Source organism: Franconibacter helveticus LMG 23732, from assembly GCF_000463115.2.
Classification (GTDB): domain Bacteria; phylum Pseudomonadota; class Gammaproteobacteria; order Enterobacterales; family Enterobacteriaceae; genus Franconibacter; species Franconibacter helveticus.
Genome location: NZ_AWFX01000045.1, coordinates 232384 through 253515, shown reverse-complemented (window position 1 = coordinate 253515; position 21132 = coordinate 232384). Strand labels below are relative to the sequence as shown.

At 57.2% G+C, this 21132-nt stretch carries 22 protein-coding genes; 18 read left to right on the top strand and 4 right to left on the bottom strand.

The window, feature by feature from the left end; translation table 11 throughout:
• Positions 1–15 precede the first annotated feature (15 nt).
• Positions 16–1020 carry a flagella biosynthesis regulator Flk gene (gene flk / locus DW56_RS13595; RefSeq protein WP_024552504.1) on the bottom strand — a complete coding sequence of 335 codons (1005 nt, stop codon included), beginning with the start codon at positions 1018–1020 and terminating at the stop codon, positions 16–18.
• Positions 1021–1142: 122 nt separating this feature from the next.
• On the opposite strand from flk, the gene pdxB reads away from it, so the two are divergent.
• The 16 genes from pdxB (at position 1143) to DW56_RS13515 (ending at position 17517) form a co-directional block, all read left to right on the top strand.
• Positions 1143–2279: a 4-phosphoerythronate dehydrogenase PdxB gene (gene pdxB / locus DW56_RS13590; protein WP_024552505.1), complete on the top strand. Its 1137-nt coding sequence runs from the start codon at positions 1143–1145 to the stop codon at positions 2277–2279.
• A 66-nt stretch (positions 2280–2345) separates the two neighbouring features.
• Complete coding sequence (locus tag DW56_RS13585; protein ID WP_024552506.1) at positions 2346–3359, top strand: aspartate-semialdehyde dehydrogenase; 1014 nt, start codon at positions 2346–2348, stop codon at positions 3357–3359.
• Positions 3359–4171, top strand: coding sequence for a tRNA pseudouridine(38-40) synthase TruA (gene truA / locus DW56_RS13580; protein WP_024552507.1), 813 nt, complete (start codon positions 3359–3361; stop codon positions 4169–4171). The genes DW56_RS13585 and truA overlap by 1 nt, the downstream gene beginning before the upstream one ends.
• Before the next feature lie 25 nt (positions 4172–4196).
• Entirely contained in the window at positions 4197–4856 is a 660-nt protein-coding gene (locus DW56_RS13575; RefSeq protein ID WP_024552508.1) for a DedA family protein, read from the top strand.
• A 151-nt stretch (positions 4857–5007) separates the two neighbouring features.
• Positions 5008–5931, top strand: a complete 924-nt coding sequence (accD, locus tag DW56_RS13570; RefSeq protein ID WP_024552509.1) for an acetyl-CoA carboxylase, carboxyltransferase subunit beta — start codon at positions 5008–5010, stop codon at positions 5929–5931.
• A gap of 72 nt (positions 5932–6003) precedes the next feature.
• Positions 6004–7272, top strand: coding sequence for a bifunctional tetrahydrofolate synthase/dihydrofolate synthase (folC, locus tag DW56_RS13565; RefSeq protein ID WP_024552510.1), 1269 nt, complete (start codon positions 6004–6006; stop codon positions 7270–7272).
• Positions 7262–7981 carry a cell division protein DedD gene (dedD, locus tag DW56_RS13560; RefSeq protein WP_024552511.1) on the top strand — a complete coding sequence of 240 codons (720 nt, stop codon included), beginning with the start codon at positions 7262–7264 and terminating at the stop codon, positions 7979–7981. Before folC ends, dedD begins: the two co-directional genes overlap by 11 nt.
• A 230-nt stretch (positions 7982–8211) precedes the next feature.
• On the top strand, positions 8212–8697 hold the full coding sequence (cvpA, locus tag DW56_RS13555) for a colicin V production protein (protein WP_024552512.1): 486 nt from the start codon (positions 8212–8214) through the stop codon (positions 8695–8697).
• Positions 8698–8736: 39 nt separating this feature from the next.
• Positions 8737–10254, top strand: a complete 1518-nt coding sequence (gene purF / locus DW56_RS13550) for an amidophosphoribosyltransferase (RefSeq protein ID WP_024552513.1) — start codon at positions 8737–8739, stop codon at positions 10252–10254.
• A 126-nt stretch (positions 10255–10380) separates the two neighbouring features.
• On the top strand, positions 10381–10950 hold the full coding sequence (locus DW56_RS13545) for a UbiX family flavin prenyltransferase (protein ID WP_024552514.1): 570 nt from the start codon (positions 10381–10383) through the stop codon (positions 10948–10950).
• 296 nt (positions 10951–11246) lie between these two features.
• Positions 11247–12029 carry a lysine/arginine/ornithine ABC transporter substrate-binding protein ArgT gene (argT, locus tag DW56_RS13540; protein WP_024552515.1) on the top strand — a complete coding sequence of 261 codons (783 nt, stop codon included), beginning with the start codon at positions 11247–11249 and terminating at the stop codon, positions 12027–12029.
• Between the two features lie 280 nt (positions 12030–12309).
• The gene (hisJ, locus tag DW56_RS13535; RefSeq protein WP_024552516.1) at positions 12310–13092 is read left to right on the top strand and encodes a histidine ABC transporter substrate-binding protein HisJ; all 783 of its coding nucleotides are present in this window, start codon (positions 12310–12312) and stop codon (positions 13090–13092) included.
• A gap of 115 nt (positions 13093–13207) precedes the next feature.
• Positions 13208–13894 carry a histidine ABC transporter permease HisQ gene (locus tag DW56_RS13530; protein ID WP_024552517.1) on the top strand — a complete coding sequence of 229 codons (687 nt, stop codon included), beginning with the start codon at positions 13208–13210 and terminating at the stop codon, positions 13892–13894.
• A complete protein-coding gene (gene hisM / locus DW56_RS13525; protein WP_024552518.1) occupies positions 13891–14610 on the top strand; it encodes a histidine ABC transporter permease HisM in 720 nt (239 codons plus the stop codon). The genes DW56_RS13530 and hisM overlap by 4 nt, the downstream gene beginning before the upstream one ends.
• A gap of 10 nt (positions 14611–14620) precedes the next feature.
• Positions 14621–15394 carry a histidine ABC transporter ATP-binding protein HisP gene (gene hisP / locus DW56_RS13520; RefSeq protein WP_024561951.1) on the top strand — a complete coding sequence of 258 codons (774 nt, stop codon included), beginning with the start codon at positions 14621–14623 and terminating at the stop codon, positions 15392–15394.
• A gap of 212 nt (positions 15395–15606) precedes the next feature.
• On the top strand, positions 15607–17517 hold the full coding sequence (locus DW56_RS13515) for a tyrosine-protein phosphatase (protein ID WP_024554962.1): 1911 nt from the start codon (positions 15607–15609) through the stop codon (positions 17515–17517).
• Between the two features lie 174 nt (positions 17518–17691).
• On the opposite strand, the gene DW56_RS13510 is transcribed toward DW56_RS13515, so the two are convergent.
• From DW56_RS13510 to yfcG, 3 genes are all read right to left on the bottom strand, one after another.
• Entirely contained in the window at positions 17692–18585 is an 894-nt protein-coding gene (locus DW56_RS13510) for a TIGR01777 family oxidoreductase (RefSeq protein ID WP_024554963.1), read from the bottom strand.
• 18 nt (positions 18586–18603) lie between these two features.
• Entirely contained in the window at positions 18604–18969 is a 366-nt protein-coding gene (gene folX, locus DW56_RS13505; protein ID WP_024554964.1) for a dihydroneopterin triphosphate 2'-epimerase, read from the bottom strand.
• A gap of 79 nt (positions 18970–19048) precedes the next feature.
• Positions 19049–19678, bottom strand: coding sequence for a GSH-dependent disulfide bond oxidoreductase (gene yfcG, locus DW56_RS13500; protein ID WP_024554965.1), 630 nt, complete (start codon positions 19676–19678; stop codon positions 19049–19051).
• Between the two features lie 153 nt (positions 19679–19831).
• Here yfcG and yfcF point away from each other — a divergent pair, with 153 nt between their 5' ends.
• Together yfcF and yfcE are read left to right on the top strand one after the other, a co-directional pair.
• Positions 19832–20476, top strand: coding sequence for a glutathione transferase (gene yfcF / locus DW56_RS13495; protein ID WP_024554966.1), 645 nt, complete (start codon positions 19832–19834; stop codon positions 20474–20476).
• A 59-nt stretch (positions 20477–20535) separates the two neighbouring features.
• On the top strand, positions 20536–21087 hold the full coding sequence (gene yfcE / locus DW56_RS13490; RefSeq protein ID WP_024554967.1) for a phosphodiesterase: 552 nt from the start codon (positions 20536–20538) through the stop codon (positions 21085–21087).
• The last annotated feature ends 45 nt before the right edge of the window (positions 21088–21132 follow it).

Sequence of the window (21132 nt, the reverse complement as noted above, 5' to 3'; positions counted from 1 at the left end):
GCCTTTTTTATGGGGTTAAATCACAAGCCAGAGCAACACCAGCACAATAACCAAGGCAAACAGCGCAAGCCCCGGGCGCGCGGAGAGGTTTTTGAACGGCTCGATAACCGAAGCGAAGAACGGGTTATAGATAGGCTGAATATTGCGCACTTCCAGGCTTTCCGGCGAACGTTCGGCGCGACGCACAAACACCTGGTTCAGGATGTCCTGCACTTGCGCGGTGGTGAGCAGCGTCTGCGGCGCGGCCTGATAGCGCTGCTGCGCGTAATCGGTCATCTCCTGCCATTCGCGCGGCTCCATCGGCTGGCGCAGAGCGGCCTGCACGCTATGAAGCGTAGGCGAGGGTTGCTGGGCGAGCGTCTGACGCGCCGTAAGCCAGGTGGTGAGCAGGGCGAAATGCTTCGCGGGAATAAGTTCGCCGGTCTTCACGCCGGAAAGCTCCAGCATCGACTGCCAGATAAGCTTCGGCGATTCACCCGTGGCGGCGGCAAGCTTCGTCACCAGCTGGTTAAGCGTATTGTGCTCGGCAGGCTGCATCGGCCGGTCGGTAGCCGGACGCTGCTGCGGCTGCGGAATATTCAGCTGGTTGTTTTGTAAAAGCGACAGCACGCTTTTGAGCTGTTCCGGCGTAAGCTGGTTCAGCGCCGTGTGGCCAAACTGCTGGCGAATATAGTCGCTCACCGCCTGGCGATTGTTGCCTACGCTCAGCAACTCCGTAAGCTGCGACAACACCTGGCGGTTGACATGGGTCTGCTGCGCGCTGGTCAGGCGCTGGTTCAGGTTTTGTTCGGCGGCGGGGAAATGGCGCGAAAGCAGCGGGGCGTCGCTTTTTAGCCCCAGATCATGCTTCATGCCCGCCCACACTTCCGCGCTCTGTTGCTGCGTAAGCGCCACCAGACGAGTTATGAGGCGCTCCAGCACGGTGCGCTGTTGGGTGGAAAGCGGCTGCTCGCCTGTGGGCGGCAGCCCGGAGGGCGGCTCGCCGGGAGGGCGCGCCGTAGCGCCCTGAATGGGTTGCATCATCAATAATCCTTAACTGACCGGACGTTGTCGCGAAACATTACCAGGCTGTTAAGTATGCCTGGCGGCGAGATTATGGCACACTTGACGGTTATCTCCCGCACATAAACAGGTACTGGAACGTGAAAATCCTCGTTGATGAGAATATGCCTTACGCCCGTGAGCTTTTCAGCCGGCTTGGCGAGGTAAAAGCGGTGCCGGGTCGTCCGATCCCGCAGAACGAACTGGACGACGCCGACGCGTTAATGGTGCGCTCCGTCACCAAAGTTAACCGCGAGCTGCTCGCGGGTAAAAAAGTAAAATTTGTCGGCACCGCCACCGCCGGGACCGACCACGTCGACGAAAGCTATTTGCGCGAGGCGGGCATCGCGTTTTCCGCCGCTCCTGGCTGCAACGCCATTGCCGTAGTGGAATATGTTTTTTCCGCGCTGATAGGGCTTGCCGAACGCGACGGCTTCGCGCTTACCGATCGCACCGTAGGCATTGTTGGCGTCGGCAATGTTGGTTCACGCCTACAGGCGCGCCTTGAAGCGCTGGGCGTGCGCACGCTGCTGTGCGACCCGCCGCGCGCGAAGCGCGGCGACGAAGGGCGTTTTCAGCCGCTGGATGAACTGGTGAATGAAGCGGATATCCTGACTTTCCATACGCCGCTCTATAAAGAAGGCCCTTACAAAACGCTGCATCTCGCCGACGAAACGTTGATCCGCCGCCTGAAGCCGGGCGCGATCCTTATCAACGCCTGCCGCGGGCCGGTCGTGGATAACGCCGCGCTGCTGAAATGCCTGAACGAAGGGCAGAAACTGAGCGTGGTGCTGGATGTCTGGGAGCCGGAGCCGGAGCTTAACGTCGCCTTGCTGGATAAAGTGGATATCGGCACCGCGCATATCGCTGGCTACACCCTGGAAGGCAAGGCGCGCGGCACAACCCAGGTGTTTGAAGCCTTCAGCGCTTTCACAGGCCAGGCGCAGCAGGTGGCGCTGGATACTTTGCTTCCGGCGCCGGAGTTCGGGCGCATTACGCTGCACGGGCCGCTCGATCAGGCGACGCTGAAAAGACTTATTCATCTGGTGTATGATGTGCGCCGCGACGATGCGCCGCTGCGTAAAGTAGCGGGTATCCCGGGCGAGTTTGATAAGCTTCGCAAGAACTACCTTGAGCGGCGCGAATGGTCGTCTTTGTATGTGCAATGCGACGATGCCGCCTGCGCCGACCTGTTGCAAAAGCTTGGCTTTAACGCCGTTTATCACCCGGCCCGTTAATCACTTTCTCTCGTTCCCTGCCATAACGCGCGGGGAATGCTTTTTTATTGTCTGGAGTAAACCACCATGTCTGAAGGCTGGAACATCGCCATACTGGGCGCCACGGGCGCCGTGGGAGAGGCCCTGCTCGAACTGCTTGCCGAGCGTCAGTTCCCGGTGGGCGAACTTTATCCCCTGGCTCGCGCGGAAAGCGCGGGCGAAACGCTGCGCTTTGCCGGAAAAAGCGTACTGGTGCAGGATGCCGAAACATTCGACTGGACTCAGGCGCAGCTCGCCTTTTTCGTTGCCGGCGCGCAAGCATCCGCGCGCTATATAGATGAAGCAACCAATGCCGGTTGTCTGGTTATCGATTCCAGCGGCCTGTTCGCGCTGGAGCCGGATGTGCCGCTGGTGGTGCCGGATGTTAACCCGTTTGTGCTGGCCGACTACCGCAACCGCAATCTCGTCGCCGTGGCGGACAGCCTCACCAGCCAGCTGCTGTGCGCGCTTAAGCCGTTGATTGATGAAGGCGGCCTTTCCCGCATTCAGGTCACCAGCCTGCTCTCGGTTTCCGCGCAGGGCAAAGCGGCGGTAGACGCGCTGGCGGGGCAGAGCGCGAAGCTGCTCAACGGCATTCCCATCGACGAAGAGGATTTCTTCGGCCGCCAGCTGGCGTTCAACCTGCTGCCGATGCTGCCGGACAGCGAAGGCAGCGTGCGCCAGGAGCGCCGTCTGGTGGATGAAGCGCGCAAAGTATTGCAGGACGACGGGCTGATGATCTCGGCAAACATGGTGCAGTCGCCGGTGTTCTACGGCCACGCGCAGATGGTGAGCTTTGAAGCTATGCGTCCGCTGGCGGCGGAAGAGGCGCGCGATGCTTTTGCGCGCGGCGAAGATATCGTGCTGTCTGAAGAGGGTGAATTCCCGACGCAGGTGGGCGACGCTTCGGGCAATGCTCAGCTTTCCGTAGGCTGCGTGCGCAACGATTACGGCATGCCGGAGCAGGTTCAGTTCTGGTCGGTGGCGGATAACGTCCGTTTCGGCGGCGCGCTGATGGCGGTGAAGACCGCGGAGAAACTCCTTCAGGAGTATCTTTACTGATGTCGGACAGTCTGGAAAAAGCGGTGTTGAAAATCGCGCTCGGCATCGAGTACGACGGCAGTAAATACTATGGCTGGCAGCGTCAGCAGGAAGTGCGCAGCGTGCAGGAGAAGCTTGAGAAAGCGCTCTCCCAGGTAGCGAACGAACCCATCGGCGTTTTTTGCGCCGGGCGCACCGATGCCGGCGTACACGCCACAGGCCAGGTGGTTCACTTTGAAACCACCGCGCAGCGTAAAGACGCTGCCTGGACGCTCGGCGTAAATGCGAATTTACCTGGTGACATCGCTGTGCGATGGGTAAAAGATGTGCCGGAAGATTTTCACGCGCGTTTTAGCGCCACGGCGCGCCGTTATCGCTATGTTATCTATAATCATCGCCTGCGCCCGGCGGTGTTGCAGCAAGGGGTAACCCATTATCATCTGCCGCTGGACGCCGAACGCATGCACCGCGCCGCGCAATGCCTGCTTGGCGAAAACGACTTCACCTCGTTTCGCGCCGTGCAGTGCCAGTCGCGTACGCCCTGGCGCAACCTGATGCACATCAACGTTACGCGCTACGGCGCGTACGTGGTGGTGGATATTAAAGCGAACGCCTTTGTGCACCATATGGTGCGTAATATCGTGGGTAGCCTGATGGAAATCGGCTGCGGCAACCGGCCGGAAACCTGGATGGCGGAGTTGCTGGCGGCAAAGGACAGAACCCTTGCCGCCGCAACGGCGAAAGCGGAAGGGCTCTATCTGGTTTCGGTGGACTATCCGGCGCGCTTTATGTTGCCGAGCCCGCCGATGGGTCCCCTTTTTTTAGCTGACTGACTGCTGTTGAGGAAAGCAAAACATGATGGATGCTATCCGCTTTATTATTGATTTTATTCTGCACATTGATGTGCATCTGGCAGAGCTTGTAGCCGCCTACGGCGTCTGGGTTTACGCCATTCTGTTCCTGATTTTGTTTTGCGAAACGGGGCTTGTCGTCACGCCGTTTTTGCCTGGCGACTCGCTGCTGTTTGTGGCAGGAACGCTCTCTGCGCTGCCTTCCAACGATCTCAACGTGCACGTGATGGTGGTGCTGATGGTGATCGCCGCTATTCTTGGCGATGCGGTGAACTACACTATCGGACGACTGTTCGGCGCGAAGCTTTTCAGCAACCCGGATTCAAAAATTTTCCGGCAGAGCTATCTTGATAAAACGCATGCGTTTTATGAGCGTCACGGCGGCAAGACCATTATCCTGGCTCGCTTTGTGCCGATTGTGCGCACTTTCGCGCCGTTCGTCGCGGGCATGGGACATATGTCTTACCGTCATTTCGCTTTCTATAACGTTACTGGCGCGCTGCTGTGGGTGCTTACCTTTACCTACGCCGGTTACTTTTTCGGCACCATTCCGCTGATCCAGGAAAACCTGAAGGTGGTTATGGTGTTGATTATTCTCGCGTCTGTCTTGCCCGGCGTTTATGAAGTGGTGCGCCACAAGCGCGCCGCGGCGCGGCAGTCAAAATAAAGGCCATCAGCGGTTCGACCACTTTTTTATCCAAAGTCGCGGGCCGTTATGGTTTAATGAACAGCATTTATGGTCTGTCGGGGGCAAAAATGGCATTATGCGCCCCCACAGAAAAACTGGCATCGACCAGGTTCAGGCAGAAAGGTCATCAATGAGCTGGATTGAACGAATTCTCAATAAAAGCAATATCACCCCCACCCGCAGGGCGAACATTCCGGAAGGCGTGTGGACCAAGTGCGACAACTGCGGCCAGGTGCTTTACCGCGCCGAGCTTGAGCGCAACCTGGAGGTCTGCCCGAAGTGCGACCACCATATGCGCATGGCGGCCCGCGATCGTCTGCACAGCCTGCTGGATGAAGGTTCACTGGTGGAGCTGGGTAGTGAGCTTGAGCCAAAAGATGTGCTGAAGTTCAAAGATTCTAAAAAATACAAAGACCGTCTGGCGACGGCCCAGAAAGAGACTGGCGAAAAAGACGCGCTGATAGTGATGAAAGGCACGCTTCATGAGATGCCGGTTGTCGCCGCGGCCTTTGAGTTTGCTTTCATGGGCGGTTCCATGGGCTCTGTGGTCGGCGCGCGTTTCGTCCGCGCTGTAGAGCAGGCGCTTGAAGATAACTGCCCGCTGATTTGCTTCTCCGCCTCCGGCGGCGCGCGTATGCAGGAAGCGCTGATGTCGCTGATGCAGATGGCGAAAACCTCTGCGGCGCTGGCGAAAATGCAGGAGCGCGGCTTGCCGTATATCTCCGTGCTGACCGACCCGACAATGGGCGGCGTCTCCGCGAGCTTCGCCATGCTTGGCGACCTTAACATCGCCGAGCCGAAAGCCTTGATCGGCTTTGCCGGGCCGCGCGTTATCGAGCAGACCGTGCGTGAAAAACTGCCGCCGGGCTTCCAGCGCAGTGAGTTCCTGATTGAGAAGGGCGCCATCGACATGATCGTCCGCCGTCCGGAACTGCGTCTCAAGCTTGCCAGCATTCTGGCGAAGCTGATGAACCTGCCGGCGCCGAACCCGGATGCGCCGCGCGAAGCGGTCGTCGTTCCGCCTGCGCCGGAACAGGGTCAGCAAGAGGCCTGATAGTCTTAAAGGGCAGGGCCATACCGGCGCTGCCCTTTTTCTTTTCTGAACCGTAACCAGGATACGGGCATCATGGAACAGCAATCTATTCCGCAAGCCACGTCGCCTCTGGCCACGTGGCTTTCTTATCTGGAAAACCTGCACAGTAAAACCATCGACATGGGGCTTGAGCGCGTCTCCCGCGTGGCGGCCGCGCTTGGGGTAACGAAACCCGCGCCGTTTGTTTTTACCGTGGCGGGCACCAATGGCAAAGGCACCACCTGCCGTACGCTGGAAGCGGTGCTGATGGCGGCGGGGTATAAGGTTGGGGTTTATAGCTCGCCGCATCTTGTGCGCTACACCGAACGCGTGCGCGTGCAGGGCGAAGAACTGCCTGAATCTCGCCATACGGCGTCTTTCGCGCAGATTGAAGCGGCGCGGGGCGAAACGTCGCTCACCTATTTTGAATACGGCACGCTGTCGGCGCTGTGGCTCTTTAAACAGGCGCAGCTGGATGTGGTTATTCTCGAAGTCGGGCTTGGCGGCCGTCTGGACGCCACTAATCTGGTAGACGCCGATGTGGCCGTTATCACCAGCATTGCGCTCGACCATGTCGACTGGCTGGGGCCGGACCGCGAAAGCATCGGTCGCGAAAAAGCGGGCGTGTTCCGCGCGGGCAAACCGGCGGTAGTGGGCGAGCCGGATATGCCGCACACCATCGCCGAAGTGGCGGCGGAAAAAGGCGCGCTGCTGCTGCGCATCGGCGCCGACTGGCGCTACGAGGCGGAAGAGCAGGGCTGGCGCTTTGCTGATGCTCAGGGCGTACTGGAAAATCTGCCGCTGCCGCAGGTGCCGCAGCCTAACGCGGCGACAGCGGTTGCAGCGCTACGCGCAAGCGGGCTGACGGTAAGCGAAGCGGCGCTGCGCGAAGGCATTGCCCGCGCTACGCTGCCGGGACGTTTTCAGATTGTGAGCGAATCCCCGCGCGTTATTCTGGATGTGGCGCATAATCCTCATGCGGCGGCTTACCTGGCCAGCCGTCTCGGCCAACTGCCGAAGTGCGGTCGCGTGCTGGCGGTTATCGGCATGCTGCACGACAAAGATATCGCCGGGACGCTGGCCTGTCTGGAGCCGATGGTCGATAGCTGGTATTGTGCCCCTCTGGAAGGGCCGCGCGGCGCCAGCGCAGAGCAGCTGACGGCGCATCTCGGCGCAGGCGAAGTTTTCGCAAGCGTCGCCGGGGCCTGGCATGCGGCGATGGCGCAGGCGCAAGAGTCAGATACGGTGCTGGTGTGTGGGTCGTTCCATACGGTAGCGCAGGTAATGGAAGAGATGGACGCGGGGAGAACCGGTGGCGAGTAAGTTTCAGAACCGATTAGTGGGAACCATTGTGCTGGTGGCGCTGGGCGTTATTGTGCTGCCAGGGCTGCTCGACGGACAGAAAAAGCATTATCAGGATGAGTTTGCCGCTATTCCCCTGGTGCCGAAACCTGGCGACACCAACGAGCCTGATATGCTGCCAGCGGCAACCCAGGCGTTGCCCGCTCAGCCGCCGGAAGGGGCGGCCGAAGAAGTCAGGGCAGGCAATGCCGCCGCTTCTTCTATTGATACCACGCGCGTGCCGGCGGAAACCGGCGCGGGCATAGACGAAGTGCCGGAAGTGGTTCAGCCGAAAGCCAAACCGAAGCCCGTTGAGAAGCCGAAACCGGTTGAAAAACCGCAGAGCAAACCGCAGCGCGACAAAACCGACGAGCAGCTGGCGATGCTGAGCGAAGAGGCGCAGCCTACGGCGAAGCCGACGCAGAATAAACCGGAAGCGCCGCCAGCCGGTAAAGCCTATGTGGTACAGCTGGGTGCGCTGAAAAATGCCGACAAAGTGAATGAAATTGTTGGTAAACTTCGCGCCAGCGGTTATCGCGCTTATACCTCGCCTTCCACGCCGGTGGCGGGGAAAATCACCCGGATCCTGGTAGGACCGGAAGCCTCGAAAGAGAAACTGAAAGGCTCGCTTGGCGAGCTTAACAAGATTTCCGGCCTGAACGGCGTGGTGATGAACTATAGCGTGAACTGATAAAATCGCGCCTGAACGGGCGCGTGAATCAGCCAACCGTCAGCGAAACGGCAGGGCGATAAGTAAGCGAAGCGAGCCTTAACCGCGCCGTGCGGGATGATGGCGTTGAATATTTTTTCAACGCCATTTTTTATTTAAGTGGGGAAAGGAAATCCTACGCAAACGTTTTCTTTTTCTGTTAGAATGCGCCCCGAACTGGACGTCAGGGCGATTTATCGTGGGACACATTCATGGTCTGGATAGATTACGCCATTATTGCGGTGATCGGCTTCTCCTGTCTGATTAGCCTTATCCGCGGGTTTGTGCGGGAAGCGTTATCACTGGTGACGTGGGGCTGTGCTTTCTTTGTCGCCAGCCATTACTACACTTACCTGGCAGTCTGGTTCACTGGCTTTGAGGATGAACTGGTACGAAATGGGATTGCTATCGCGGTGCTGTTTATCGCGACGCTTATCGTCGGTGCGGTGGTCAACTACGTGATTGGCGCGCTGGTGGAGAAAACCGGCCTGTCGGGTACAGACAGGGTGTTGGGGATCTGTTTTGGCGCTTTACGTGGAGCGCTGATTGTCGCCGCCATTCTGTTCTTTCTGGATACCTTCACCGGCCTGTCGAAAAGCGAAGACTGGCAAAAGTCGCAGCTCATTCCGCAATTTAGCTTCATCATCAGGTGGTTTTTTGACTATCTGCAAAGCTCGTCAAGTTTCTTACCCCGGTAATCGTGCCGGGGGCAGGCTTTGAATTGAGGAAAAGACAACATGTGCGGTATTGTCGGTATCGCCGGTGTTATGCCGGTAAACCAGTCGATTTATGACGCGTTAACGGTGCTTCAGCACCGCGGGCAGGATGCCGCAGGCATCATCACTATTGATGCCAACAACTGCTTCCGTCTGCGTAAGGCGAACGGTCTGGTGAATGATGTGTTCGAAGCCCGCCATATGCAGCGTCTTCAGGGCAATATGGGTATCGGCCATGTACGCTATCCGACGGCAGGCAGCTCCAGCGCGTCTGAAGCGCAGCCGTTTTACGTTAACTCCCCGTATGGCATTACGCTTGCGCACAACGGCAACCTGACCAATGCCCATGAGCTGCGCAAAATGCTGTTCCAGGAAAAGCGCCGCCACATAAACACCACCTCTGATTCCGAAGTTCTGCTTAACATCTTCGCGAGCGAACTGGATAACTTCCGCCATTACCCGCTGGAAGCAGACAACGTTTTCTCTGCCATCGCCGCCACGAACCGCCTGATCCGCGGCGCCTATGCTTGCGTGGCGATGATTATCGGTCACGGCATGGTCGCCTTCCGCGACCCGAACGGCATCCGTCCGCTGGTGCTTGGCAAACGCGACGTCGGCGACGGCCGTACCGAGTATATGGTTGCTTCCGAGAGCGTGGCGCTGGATACGCTGGGCTTTGAGTTCCTGCGCGACGTGGCGCCAGGCGAAGCCGTGTATATCACCGAAAAAGGCCAGCTCTTTACCCGCCAGTGCGCCGATAACCCGGTGAGCAACCCGTGCCTGTTCGAGTATGTCTATTTCTCGCGCCCGGATTCGTTCATCGACAAAATTTCGGTTTACAGCGCCCGCGTAGGCATGGGTAAAAAGCTTGGCGAGAAAATCGCCCGCGAATGGGAAGATCTGGATATCGACGTGGTTATTCCTATCCCGGAAACCTCCTGCGATATCGCGCTGGAAATCGCCCGCATTCTCGATAAACCGTACCGACAGGGGTTTGTAAAAAACCGCTATGTAGGTCGCACGTTTATCATGCCGGGGCAGCATCTGCGCCGTAAATCGGTGCGCCGCAAGCTCAACGCCAACCGCGCCGAGTTTCGTGATAAAAACGTGTTGCTGGTAGACGACTCCATCGTGCGCGGCACCACGTCTGAACAGATTATCGAAATGGCGCGCGAAGCGGGCGCGAAGAAAGTTTACCTTGCCTCCGCCGCGCCGGAGATTCGCTTCCCGAATGTTTACGGCATTGATATGCCAAGCGCCAACGAGCTTATCGCCCACGGACGCGAAGTGGACGAGATCCGCCAGATAATCGGCGCAGACGGGCTGATTTTCCAGGATCTCGACGATCTTATCGAAGCGGTACGCGCAGAGAACCCCGATATTCAGCAGTTCGAATGTTCGGTGTTTAACGGCGTATACGTGACCAAAGATGTGGATCACGACTATCTGGAGTATCTGGATTCCCTGCGTAACGACGACGCCAAGGCGGTAATGCGCCAGAACGAAGTGGAAAACCTGGAGATGCATAACGAAGGCTAAGTTTTCGTTATCCGCCAGATAAAAACGCGAACGTTAAACGTTCGCGTTTTGCTTTTCAGGGGGAAATTTGCATCTCATGGCGTCTTGCGGCAAAGTCGGCCCAACAGAAAAGCAGGAGAAAAGAGCATGAAGCGACTCATAGTGGGTATTTCCGGGGCGAGCGGGGCGATTTATGGCGTGCGCCTGTTGCAGGTATTACAGCCATTAGCGGAAATTGAAACCCATCTGGTGATGAGTCAGGCGGCGCGGCAAACGCTGGCGCTGGAAACGGATTTTTCCCTGGGTGAAGTCAAGGCGCTGGCGGATGTAGTGCACGATGCGCGCGATATTGCCGCAAGTATCTCGTCTGGCTCGTTCAAAACCGACGGCATGGTCATTTTGCCTTGCTCAATGAAAACCCTTTCCGGCATTGTGAACAGCTATACCGACGGCCTGCTGACGCGTGCGGCTGATGTGGTGCTGAAAGAGCGAAGAACGCTGGTGCTGTGCGTGCGAGAAACGCCGTTGCACCTTGGCCACCTGCGGTTAATGACCCAGGCGGCGGAGCTGGGCGCGGTGATTATGCCGCCGATGCCGGCTTTTTATCACCGTCCGCAAAGCCTGGACGAAGTCATTAACCAGACGGTTAACCGCGTGCTGGATCAGTTTGATATTACGCTTGCAAAAGATCTTTTCGCTCGCTGGCAAGGAGCCTGAGTTGATTAAGCCGCGCCGATAAAGTGCAGGGCGTAACGGCGCGCTTCATTTTGGGGCAATTCTGTAACAGCGATCATATCCTGCAAATTTAATCCCGCCTTTTTGCTTTTCCCGCTGAGATTGCGTCGCGGGGAGTGCTATCTTTCCCTCAGATAACCTCATTGCAACTTTTCATTAACATTAAGCTGTGCGTTTTTAGCGCGGATAAAAGTGGCATGGTAAGTGCAATACGGTAGCTGTTACACACAACAACACAACGCAACAGATAATAAAATCCGCAAACTTGAGGGTAATGTATGAAGAAGAAGGTGCTCGCTCTGTCTTTACTGCTCGGCCTGACTGGCGCGTCGAGCGTATTCGCAGCGCTCCCACAGACGGTTCGAATTGGTACGGATGCCACCTACGCGCCGTTCTCCTCAAAAGATGCGAAGGGCGATTTTGTCGGCTTTGATATCGATCTCGGCAATGAAATGTGCAAGCGCATGCAGGTGAAATGCACCTGGGTCGGCAGCGATTTCGATTCGCTTATCCCGTCGCTGAAGGCGAAGAAAATCGACGCCATTATCTCTTCGCTTTCCATCACCGAAAAACGTCAGCAGGAAATTGCCTTCTCTGACAAGCTTTACGCCGCAGACTCTCGCCTGATCGCCGCCAAAGGCTCGCCTATTCAGCCGACTATCGATTCGCTGAAAGGCAAACATGTGGGCGTGCTTCAGGGGTCTACCCAGGAAGCGTATGCCAATGAAAAATGGCGCAACGCGGGCGTGGATGTGGTGGCTTACCAGAACCAGGATCTGATTTACTCCGACCTGACGGCGGGCCGTCTGGATGCGGCTTTGCAGGATGAGGTTGCCGCCAGCGAAGGTTTCCTGAAGCAGCCGGCGGGCAAGGATTACGCCTTCGCCGGTCCGTCAGTAAAAGATAAAAAATATTTCGGCGACGGCACCGGCATTGGCCTGCGTAAAGATGATGCCGAGCTGAAAGCGGCGTTCGACAAGGCTTTCGCCGAGCTGCGTAAAGATGGCACTTACGACAAAATGGCGAAAAAATATTTCGACTTTAACGTCTACGGTGACTAATTCCCTTCAGTAACGCGGCGGCCCGGAGATCGGGCCGTCAGATTAACTGGCGTTTCGCTTAACCGCGCCATGCTTCATCATGGTGCGCGCCGGGAAAGTTTGCATCGTTACGGTGCAACTGCTGCACCGGAAAAGCGCGATAATGCATAGTTAAGCATTCAGAAGCATAAAAAGTGCATGCGCACCGAGAATTTTTTGCTTTAGAATGCACAAAAATGGCACGATAACTGCACCTTTTAGGTTATAAAAAGTGTCCATTGCGCGTTTACTGAGGATAATCATGAAAAAACGGCTGTTATCGCTTTCTCTGGTGCTGGCTTTTTCCAGCGTTTCCATGGCCTTCGCCGCTATTCCCCAAAAATTACGTATTGGTACCGACCCGACCTACGCGCCTTTTGAATCCAAAAACGCGCAGGGTGAACTGGTGGGTTTTGATATCGATCTGGCTAAAGAGCTGTGCAAACGCATTCAGACGCAATGCACCTTTGTGGAGAACCCGCTTGATGCGCTCATCCCTTCGCTGAAAGCGAAGAAAATCGACGCCATCATGTCCTCTCTCTCCATTACCGAAAAGCGTCAGCAGGAGATAGCGTTTACCGATAAGCTTTACGCCGCCGACTCCCGTCTGGTGGTCGCCAAAGGCTCATCTGTTCAGCCGACGCTTGAAGCGCTGAAAGGCAAGCGCGTGGGCGTATTGCAGGGCACCACGCAGGAAACCTACGGCAACGTGCACTGGGCGCCGAAAGGGGTGGAAATTGTCTCTTATCAGGGCCAGGACAATATCTACGCCGACCTGACGGCAGGCCGTATTGACGCCGCCTTCCAGGATGAAGTGGCGGCCAGCGAAGGCTTCCTCAAGCAATCCATCGGCAAAAACTACCAGTTCGGCGGCCCGTCCATCAAAGACGAGAAGCTGTTCGGCGTAGGCACCGGCATGGGGCTGCGGAAAGAAGATAACGAGCTGCGCGAGGCGCTGAATAAAGCGTTCGCTGATATGCGCGCCGACGGCACCTACGACAAGCTGGCGAAGCAGTATTTCGATTTCAACGTATACGGTGACTAACGTTCGCCTGTAGCAGCACGTTTACAGGGGGAGGCTTGCGGGCCTTTCTCTTAACGTCGGCGGCAAGGCGAAACGCGTTACCCGCACAAACCGCACTGACGACAGGACAGGCAGCATGTTGTACGGGTTTTCAGAAGTGATTTTACAGGGGGCTATCGTCACGCTTGAACTGGCGATAAGCTCCGTCATCCTCTCCGTTATCATCGGCCTCGCCGGCGCGGGCGCTAAGCTTTCCCGCAACCGTCCGCTGGCGCTGGTGTTTGAAGGCTATACCACTCTTATTCGCGGCGTGCCGGACCTGGTGCTGATGCTGCTGATTTTTTATGGTCTGCAAATTGCGCTTAATACCCTCACCGACGCATTAGGGATGAGCCAGTTTGATATCGACCCGATGGTCGCGGGCATCATCACGCTGGGCTTTATTTACGGCGCTTACTTTACGGAAACGTTCCGCGGCGCCTATATGGCCGTGCCGAAAGGGCATATCGAGGCGGCCACGGCGTTTGGCTTTACCGGCTCGCAAACCTTCCGACGCATTCTGTTTCCGGCGATGATGCGCTATGCGCTGCCGGGCATCGGCAACAACTGGCAGGTGATTTTAAAAGCCACCGCGCTGGTTTCCCTGCTGGGCCTGGAAGATGTGGTGAAAGCGACTCAGCTTGCCGGTAAAAGCACCTGGCAGCCTTTCTACTTCGCCATCGTCTGCGGAGTTATCTATCTGGTGTTTACTACTGTATCGAACGGCGTGCTGCTGCTGCTTGAGCGCCGCTACAGCGTGGGCGTGAAGAGGGCAGACCTGTGATTGAGATTATTCAGGAATACTGGAAATCCCTGCTGTGGACCGACGGTTATCGTTTTACCGGCGTCGCCATTACGCTCTGGTTGTTGATAGCCTCTGTCGTGATGGGCGGCATTCTGGCGCTGTTTCTGGCGATTGGCCGCGTCTCCAGCAATAAGTTTATTCAGTTCCCCATCTGGCTCTTTACCTATATCTTTCGCGGCACGCCGCTTTATGTGCAGCTGCTGGTGTTCTATTCCGGCATGTATACGCTTGAAGTGGTGAAAGGCACGGAGCTGCTCAATGCCTTTTTTCGCAGCGGGCTGAACTGCACCGTACTGGCGTTGACGCTTAATACCTGCGCTTATACCACCGAGATTTTCGCCGGCGCTATTCGTTCCGTGCCGCACGGCGAAATTGAGGCGGCGCGCGCTTATGGTTTTTCGCGCGTGAAGATGTACCGCTGCATTATTTTGCCTTCGGCGCTGCGTATTGCGCTGCCGGCTTACAGCAATGAAGTGATCCTGATGCTGCACTCCACGGCGCTGGCTTTTACCGCTACGGTGCCGGATCTGCTGAAGATAGCCCGCGACATTAACTCGGCTACCTATCAGCCGTTCACGGCCTTCGGCATCGCCGCGGTGCTCTATCTGCTAATTTCTTATGTTCTGATTAGCCTCTTCCGCAAGGCGGAAAAGCGCTGGCTGGGACACGTTAAACCCGTTTCCTCGTCGCACTGAGTGGTCACGCATGCCTGAGAATAAATTAAACGTTACCGATCTGCACAAACGCTACGGCGAACATGAAGTGCTAAAAGGGGTCTCGCTGAAAGCGAACGCCGGGGATGTGATTAGCATTATCGGCTCTTCCGGCTCGGGAAAGAGCACGTTCCTGCGCTGTATTAACTTCCTCGAAAAACCGAGCGAAGGGACCATCGTCGTCAATAACCAGAACATCACTCTGGTGCGCGACAAAGACGGCCAGCTTAAGGTGGCCGACAAAAACCAGCTGAGACTGCTGCGTACTCGCCTGACCATGGTGTTTCAGCATTTCAACCTCTGGAGCCATATGACGGTGCTGGAGAATGTAATGGAAGCGCCGATCCAGGTGCTGGGCTTAAGCAAGCATGAGGCCCGGGAGCGCGCGCTGAAATATCTGGCGAAAGTGGGCATCGACGAGCGCGCCCAGGGCAAATACCCGGTGCATCTCTCCGGCGGCCAGCAGCAACGCGTTTCCATCGCCCGCGCGCTGGCGATGGAGCCGGAAGTGCTGCTGTTTGATGAACCCACTTCGGCGCTTGACCCGGAACTGGTAGGCGAAGTGCTGCGCATCATGCAGCAGCTCGCTGAAGAGGGGAAAACGATGGTGGTGGTGACTCACGAAATGGAGTTCGCCCGTCACGTCTCAAGCCACGTAATCTTCCTGCATCAGGGCAAAATTGAAGAAGAGGGCGCGCCGGATGCGCTTTTCGGCAATCCTAAAAGCCTGCGTTTACAGCAGTTTTTAAAAGGTTCGCTCAAGTAATCCTGTGCTGCCGGGTTGTCCGGCAGCCATGCTCACCGCCGCGCCTGCCCGCTTTATGCAGGTTAACAACGAAGTTAACGCACGCTTACATAACTTTAAGTCTATGTAATCATTAGTTTATTTCACCATAAAAAGTATGAGTTCGTCACAAATGATTCATACTCCCTCCCTATACTCCGCGCCTGTTTACCCTTCAGACAAGGAGTTAGGTTTTGAAAGCGTCCCTGCGTCCTCTGGCAGCGCTCGTCATGCTGTCCTGTTTTTCCGCTGAGTCAGCAGAAACACTGAATACCCCACGTCTTACCGGCATTGATAATTTCCGCGACGTGGCGGGTCTTACCACCGCCTATACCACCACCCATAATGGCGTAATGCGCTCCGGCGTCTTTTACCGCTCTAACGCGTTGACACCCGTCGGCAGCGATTTAACGACGCTTGAAAACCTCAGGGTCACGACCGTCGTGGATGTACGCTCTCCGGCAGAGATTGCCGCCCAGGCGGATACGCTTCCGGCTGGCAGCCGCTACGTGGCGGTGGATTTGATTGGCAATAACGGCGCGTTCGTTATCGATCTCAGCAAAATGAACGTCAGCGATGTTGACGCCATGATGGAAGAGGGCGAGCGCAGCTTTGTCACCAGCGATTACGCCCGCCAGGGGCTGAGCGAAGTTTTCCGCGAGCTGGCCGCCGCCGATGACGCTGCCCTGTTCCACTGCACCGCAGGAAAGGATCGCACCGGCTGGATCAGCGCCGTGTTGCAGACTATCGCAGGCGTCAGCGACGAAGACATTATGGCCAACTACCTGGCCACCAACGATTACACCGCGGCGCGTCTGGATGCGACGCTGGCTGCGCTTCCTGAATCGATGCGTGAGACGTACGGCGCGCTGATGGGCGTTCGCGCCAGCTGGTTGCAGGCAGGTCTGGATCAGGTCATCGCCAGCTACGGGTCGATGGACAACTACCTTAAAGCGGGACTGGGGTTGGATCAGGCCACCATTTACGTACTGCGCGGCAAAATGGTGCGTTACGTCACTCTGCCTGGCGAAGCCGGACTGAGCGGCAATGCCGCCCGCGGCGCGTCGCTGATTAACGCGTTGCAGGACTCGCCTCTGTCGGGCCGCTACACCGCTTATAACTACTATCTGCAAAGCGCTATCGATCAAGGCTCGCTGGGCGGAGTGGAAAAACAGATTGGCGGGCAGGTTTTCGCCGACGCCAGTAGCTACCTGCTGCGCCAGCCCTCTCGTTTGTATGACTCGCTGGCGCCGCTTATCTCTGGCAGCGGCATGCAGGCGGAAGAATCGCAGGTCTGGCTCCAGGGGCTTTCCGGTTATCTCGGCACCGATGGCAGCGACCAGGCCAGTTCGGGTAGCGAACACACGTGGGGCGCGATGGTTGGCGTAACGCATCGCTTTAACGAGCGCAGCACGGCGAACGGCAGCATCGGCTACAGCGATGGCCGCATCTCGGCGGCAGGCGGCAAAGTGAAAACCCATACGCCTGTGATAGGGCTGGGCGCCCGGTACGGGTTTTCATCGCTGGAGAGCGGCCCGTGGGTGGGCCTGCAAGGCAGCGCAGGCTACATCGATTATGAAAGCGACCGCCAGCTGGGCGGCGGGCTGGGCGCCGCTTCGGGCGACACCAGCGGACAGTTTTACAGCGGGCGGGCGTCGTTGGGCTGGCGTGCAACCGCCTCGACGCTGACGCTTGACCCGGCTATTGGCGTGCAGGTCACCCATTTGAATATCGATGGTTTTCAGGAAGAGGGCAGCGAAGTGGCGCTCAACGTGGATGGCGTAAACGAAACTCAGACCAGCCTGACGGCGGATTTAGGCATCGGCATATTGCCGCAGCAGGCGGGAAACTGGACGCTGAAGCCTGGCATCGCCCTGGGTTATGAACGCTTGCTGAATGATGAATCTGCCGCCAGCCACGCGACGCTCTACGGGCTGGGCGTTAACCAGACTTCTGCTTACGGCAGTAAGGATCTCTACAAGGCGGGCGTGCAGCTTAATGCTGTGCTGAGAAACGTCACCCTCGGCGCGCGCGTGGATTATCTGACGGCCAATACCCACAGCGATGGCGTTTCAGGCCAGCTCAATGTCGCGATAGCGTTCTGATGCTCGCTGCGTTTTAAGCCAGCCTGCGCGGGTAAGTCTGCGCAGGCTGGCTTCTTTTTATGCACTGAATACTAACGATGTGAAGAAATGCCGATGGGATGCTTGCCGCTACCTGTTTTATCAGCTTACAGCGTAGTTTTTTCAGCGTCATAAGAGTGCGCCGCGAAGCGTTTCTCAGCGCACCACATCATGCAGCGCTTCTTCCAGGTCAAACCAGCGAAAGCCGAAACCCGATTCTTCAAGCCGTTTCGGCAGCGCCCGCTGGCCGCCCAGCACCAGTACGGCGGACTCGCCCATTATCAGGCGCACGGCGCTTGCCGGGGCGCGCATGAAGGCAGGGCGGTGCATCACATGGCCGAGCGCATGCGCGAACTGCTCGTTGCGGACCGGGTAGGGAGAGACCATATTAAACGGCCCGCGCAGGTCGTTATTCAGCAGCCAGAGAATGGCGTTAACCATGTCGTCGATATGGATCCAGGCGAGGTACTGACGGCCTGTGCCTATCGGGCCGCCAAGCCCCGCGCGAAACAGCGGCACCAGTTTGCCAAGCATGCCGCCTTTCGGCGCCAGCACCGCGCCGGTGCGCAGCAGGCAAACGCGGGTTTTATCGCTCTGCGCGCCGCAGGCGATTTGTTCCCAGCGTGCGCAAAGCTTGTGGGTAAACTCGTTATGCGGCGGCTCATCTTCGTTCACCACCACTTCGCCTAAATCGCCGTAATAACCGGTGGCGGAGCCGGAAATCAGCACCTCCGGCGGGTTTTCGCCCGCGTGGAACATCTCCACCAGCCGCTGGGTGGTCTGCCAGCGGCTCTGGCATAGCCGCTGCTTTTGCGCCTCCGTCCAGCGCTTGTCGGCAATTGGCTCGCCCGCAAGGTTGATGACGGCGTCAAATTCGTCGAGGTTTTCACGATCGGTAAGCCCTTTCCACAGATTGACGCGCGCGTCAAAGGTGGAGCGGGCTTTGTTGAGATCGCGAGTCACGACGGTAACGTGGTGGCCAAGCTCCAGCAGGCGCGGCACAAGGTGACGGCCAATCAGGCCGGTGCCGCCAGTTATCAGGATATTCATGCAACCCCCAGGTTGCGCTTAGCGTCGCCAGCTCATGGTCATAGAGACGGAATCGGCGTAACGCAGCGCGTGAAGTTTATCTATCTCCACTTCAGCATAGGTGACCCATGCGTGATCGCGCGCGATATTGAGCACATCCTGGGTTAATTTTTCCAGCAGAGAGAAGCGGTTGCTTTCAACATGCTGAATGATCTGCTTGGTGATGGTGCGGTAGTTCAGCGCATCGTTAATGTCTTCGCTGGCGCGCGCTTTATCGGCCGGATAATGAATAGCGACGTTAATGACGATATCCTGCCGGTTCGCTATCTCTTCTTCTTTAATGCCGATAAAAGTGCGCAGGCGCAGGTTTTTAATACGAATGATGGCGTCTGGCTGCTGTGTCATGCCGGGTTTCCTCCGTGGGGCAAAGTGCCGCCTATCATACAGGAGGAAGCGCAGCGCGCCCACGTCGGGCGCGCAGTCATTACACCGTTTCGGCGCGTTTCCAGGCCCGCTCCGTGGCCGGGCGGTTCTGGATGCGGGTAAACCAGTTATAAACCGCCGGATACATGTTCAGATCGATGCGCTGGCGCTCGTGCGAAACCACCCACGGGTAGGTCGCGATATCGGCGATGCTGAAGCCGTCGCCGCCAAGCCAGGGGGTTTTCTCCAGCCGCTTATTAAGCACGCCGTACAGACGCTGCGTTTCCACCTGATAACGCTCAATAGCGTAAGGCACCGGCTGCGGGGCGAAATGATTGAAGTGGTGGTTCTGGCCGAGCATGGGGCCAAAGCCGCTCACCTGCCAGAAAAGCCATTGCAGCGTCGCCTGGCGTTCGCGCAGGACAGGGCTTAACAGCTTGCCGGTTTTCTCCGCTAAATAGAGCAGAATGGCGCCCGACTCAAACAGGCTCAGCGGACCGCCGCCGTCAGCAGGATCGTGGTCAACGATAGCCGGAATTTTATTATTGGGGGAAATGGCGAGAAACTCGGGTTTAAACTGCTCTCCTTTGCCGATCTCAACGCGGTGCAGGCGATAATCGAGTTCAGCCTCCTCCAGAAACAGCGTCACTTTATGGCCGTTTGGAGTGGGTGCGTAGTACAGGTCGATCATAACAACTCCCGTCAGAACGTAATAAAAACTCCTCTTCCGGCAAGTATAGGCGCAAAGCCCGTATGCGCGGGTGACACCAGGGTTTCTGGCAGGTGACAGCCTGCCTTTATCCGGTATATTTTTGAAGTTTGCCCCTGAAGCCTGCGAGGAATTATGACGACAGCTGCTATTACACTCTGGTCCGATGCCAACTACTTTAGCCCCTATGTGATGTCCGTTTACGTGGCGCTACAGGAAAAAGGTCTCGACTTTCAACTGAAAACGATCAACCTGGGAAGTGGCGAGCACCTTAAACCCGGCTGGCAAGGGTTTGATTCAACGCGCCGGGTGCCGCTGTTACAGGTGGATGACTTTTTTCTCAGCGAGTCTTCCGCTATTACCGAATATCTGGAAGAGCGCTTCGCGCCGCCGGCCTGGGGCCGACTTTATCCCCACGAGCGCGAAAAACGCGCCCGGGCGCGCCAGGTACAGGCATGGCTGCGCAGCGATTTAATGCCGATACGTGAAGAGCGGCCTACGGAAGTGGTATTTGCTGGCGAGAAAAAGGCGCCCCTGAGCGAGGCGGGCAACCAGGCGGCGGAAAAACTCTTTGCGCTGGCGCAGTCGCTGTTGGTGGAAGGGCAGCAGAACCTGTTCGGCGAATGGTCGATAGCCGATACCGATTTAGCGCTGATGCTGAACCGTCTGGCGCTTCATGGCGATACGGTGCCGGAACGTCTGGCGGATTATGCGGCATTTCAGTGGCAGCGGGCTTCCGTCCAGCGTTTTATCGCACTCTCTGCGAAGCATCCAGGCTGATAAGCCCGCCGGGATCGGCTATCATTCGCCAACCGAATTCAGACTGATAAAGGTGAGTTATGAAACTGATGATTGCATCGGATATTCATGGTTCGCTACCGGCTACCGAGCGCCTGCTTGAACGCTTTGAACAGAGCAAGGCGCGCTGGCTTGTCCTGCTTGGCGATTTGCTTTACCACGGTCCGCGCAATGCCCTGCCACCGGGATACGCGCCTGCGGAAGTGGCCGAGCGGCTTAACAGGCTGGCGGATAAAATTCTCTGCGTGCGCGGCAATTGCGACAGCGAGGTGGACCAGATGCTGTTGCAGTTTCCCATCACGGCGCCCTGGCAGCAGGTGCTGCTGGCCGGGCGGCGTTTGTTTCTGACCCATGGTCATCTTTATCACCCGGATAACCTGCCGCCGCTGAGCGCAGGCGACGTGTTTGTCTCAGGACACACGCATATTCCGGTAGCGGAGCGCCGTAACGATATTTTCTTCTTTAATCCCGGCTCCGTCAGCATCCCCAAAGGGGGCTTTGCGGCGAGTTATGGCATGCTGGAAGATGACGTTTTGAGCATAAATGCGCTGGATAATTCTGCGGTTATTGCGCAGATTTCAATTAACCCGTAAGTTGAGCTATTAATCATAAACGCGCCGTAAGAGCGCTTAGCGAGA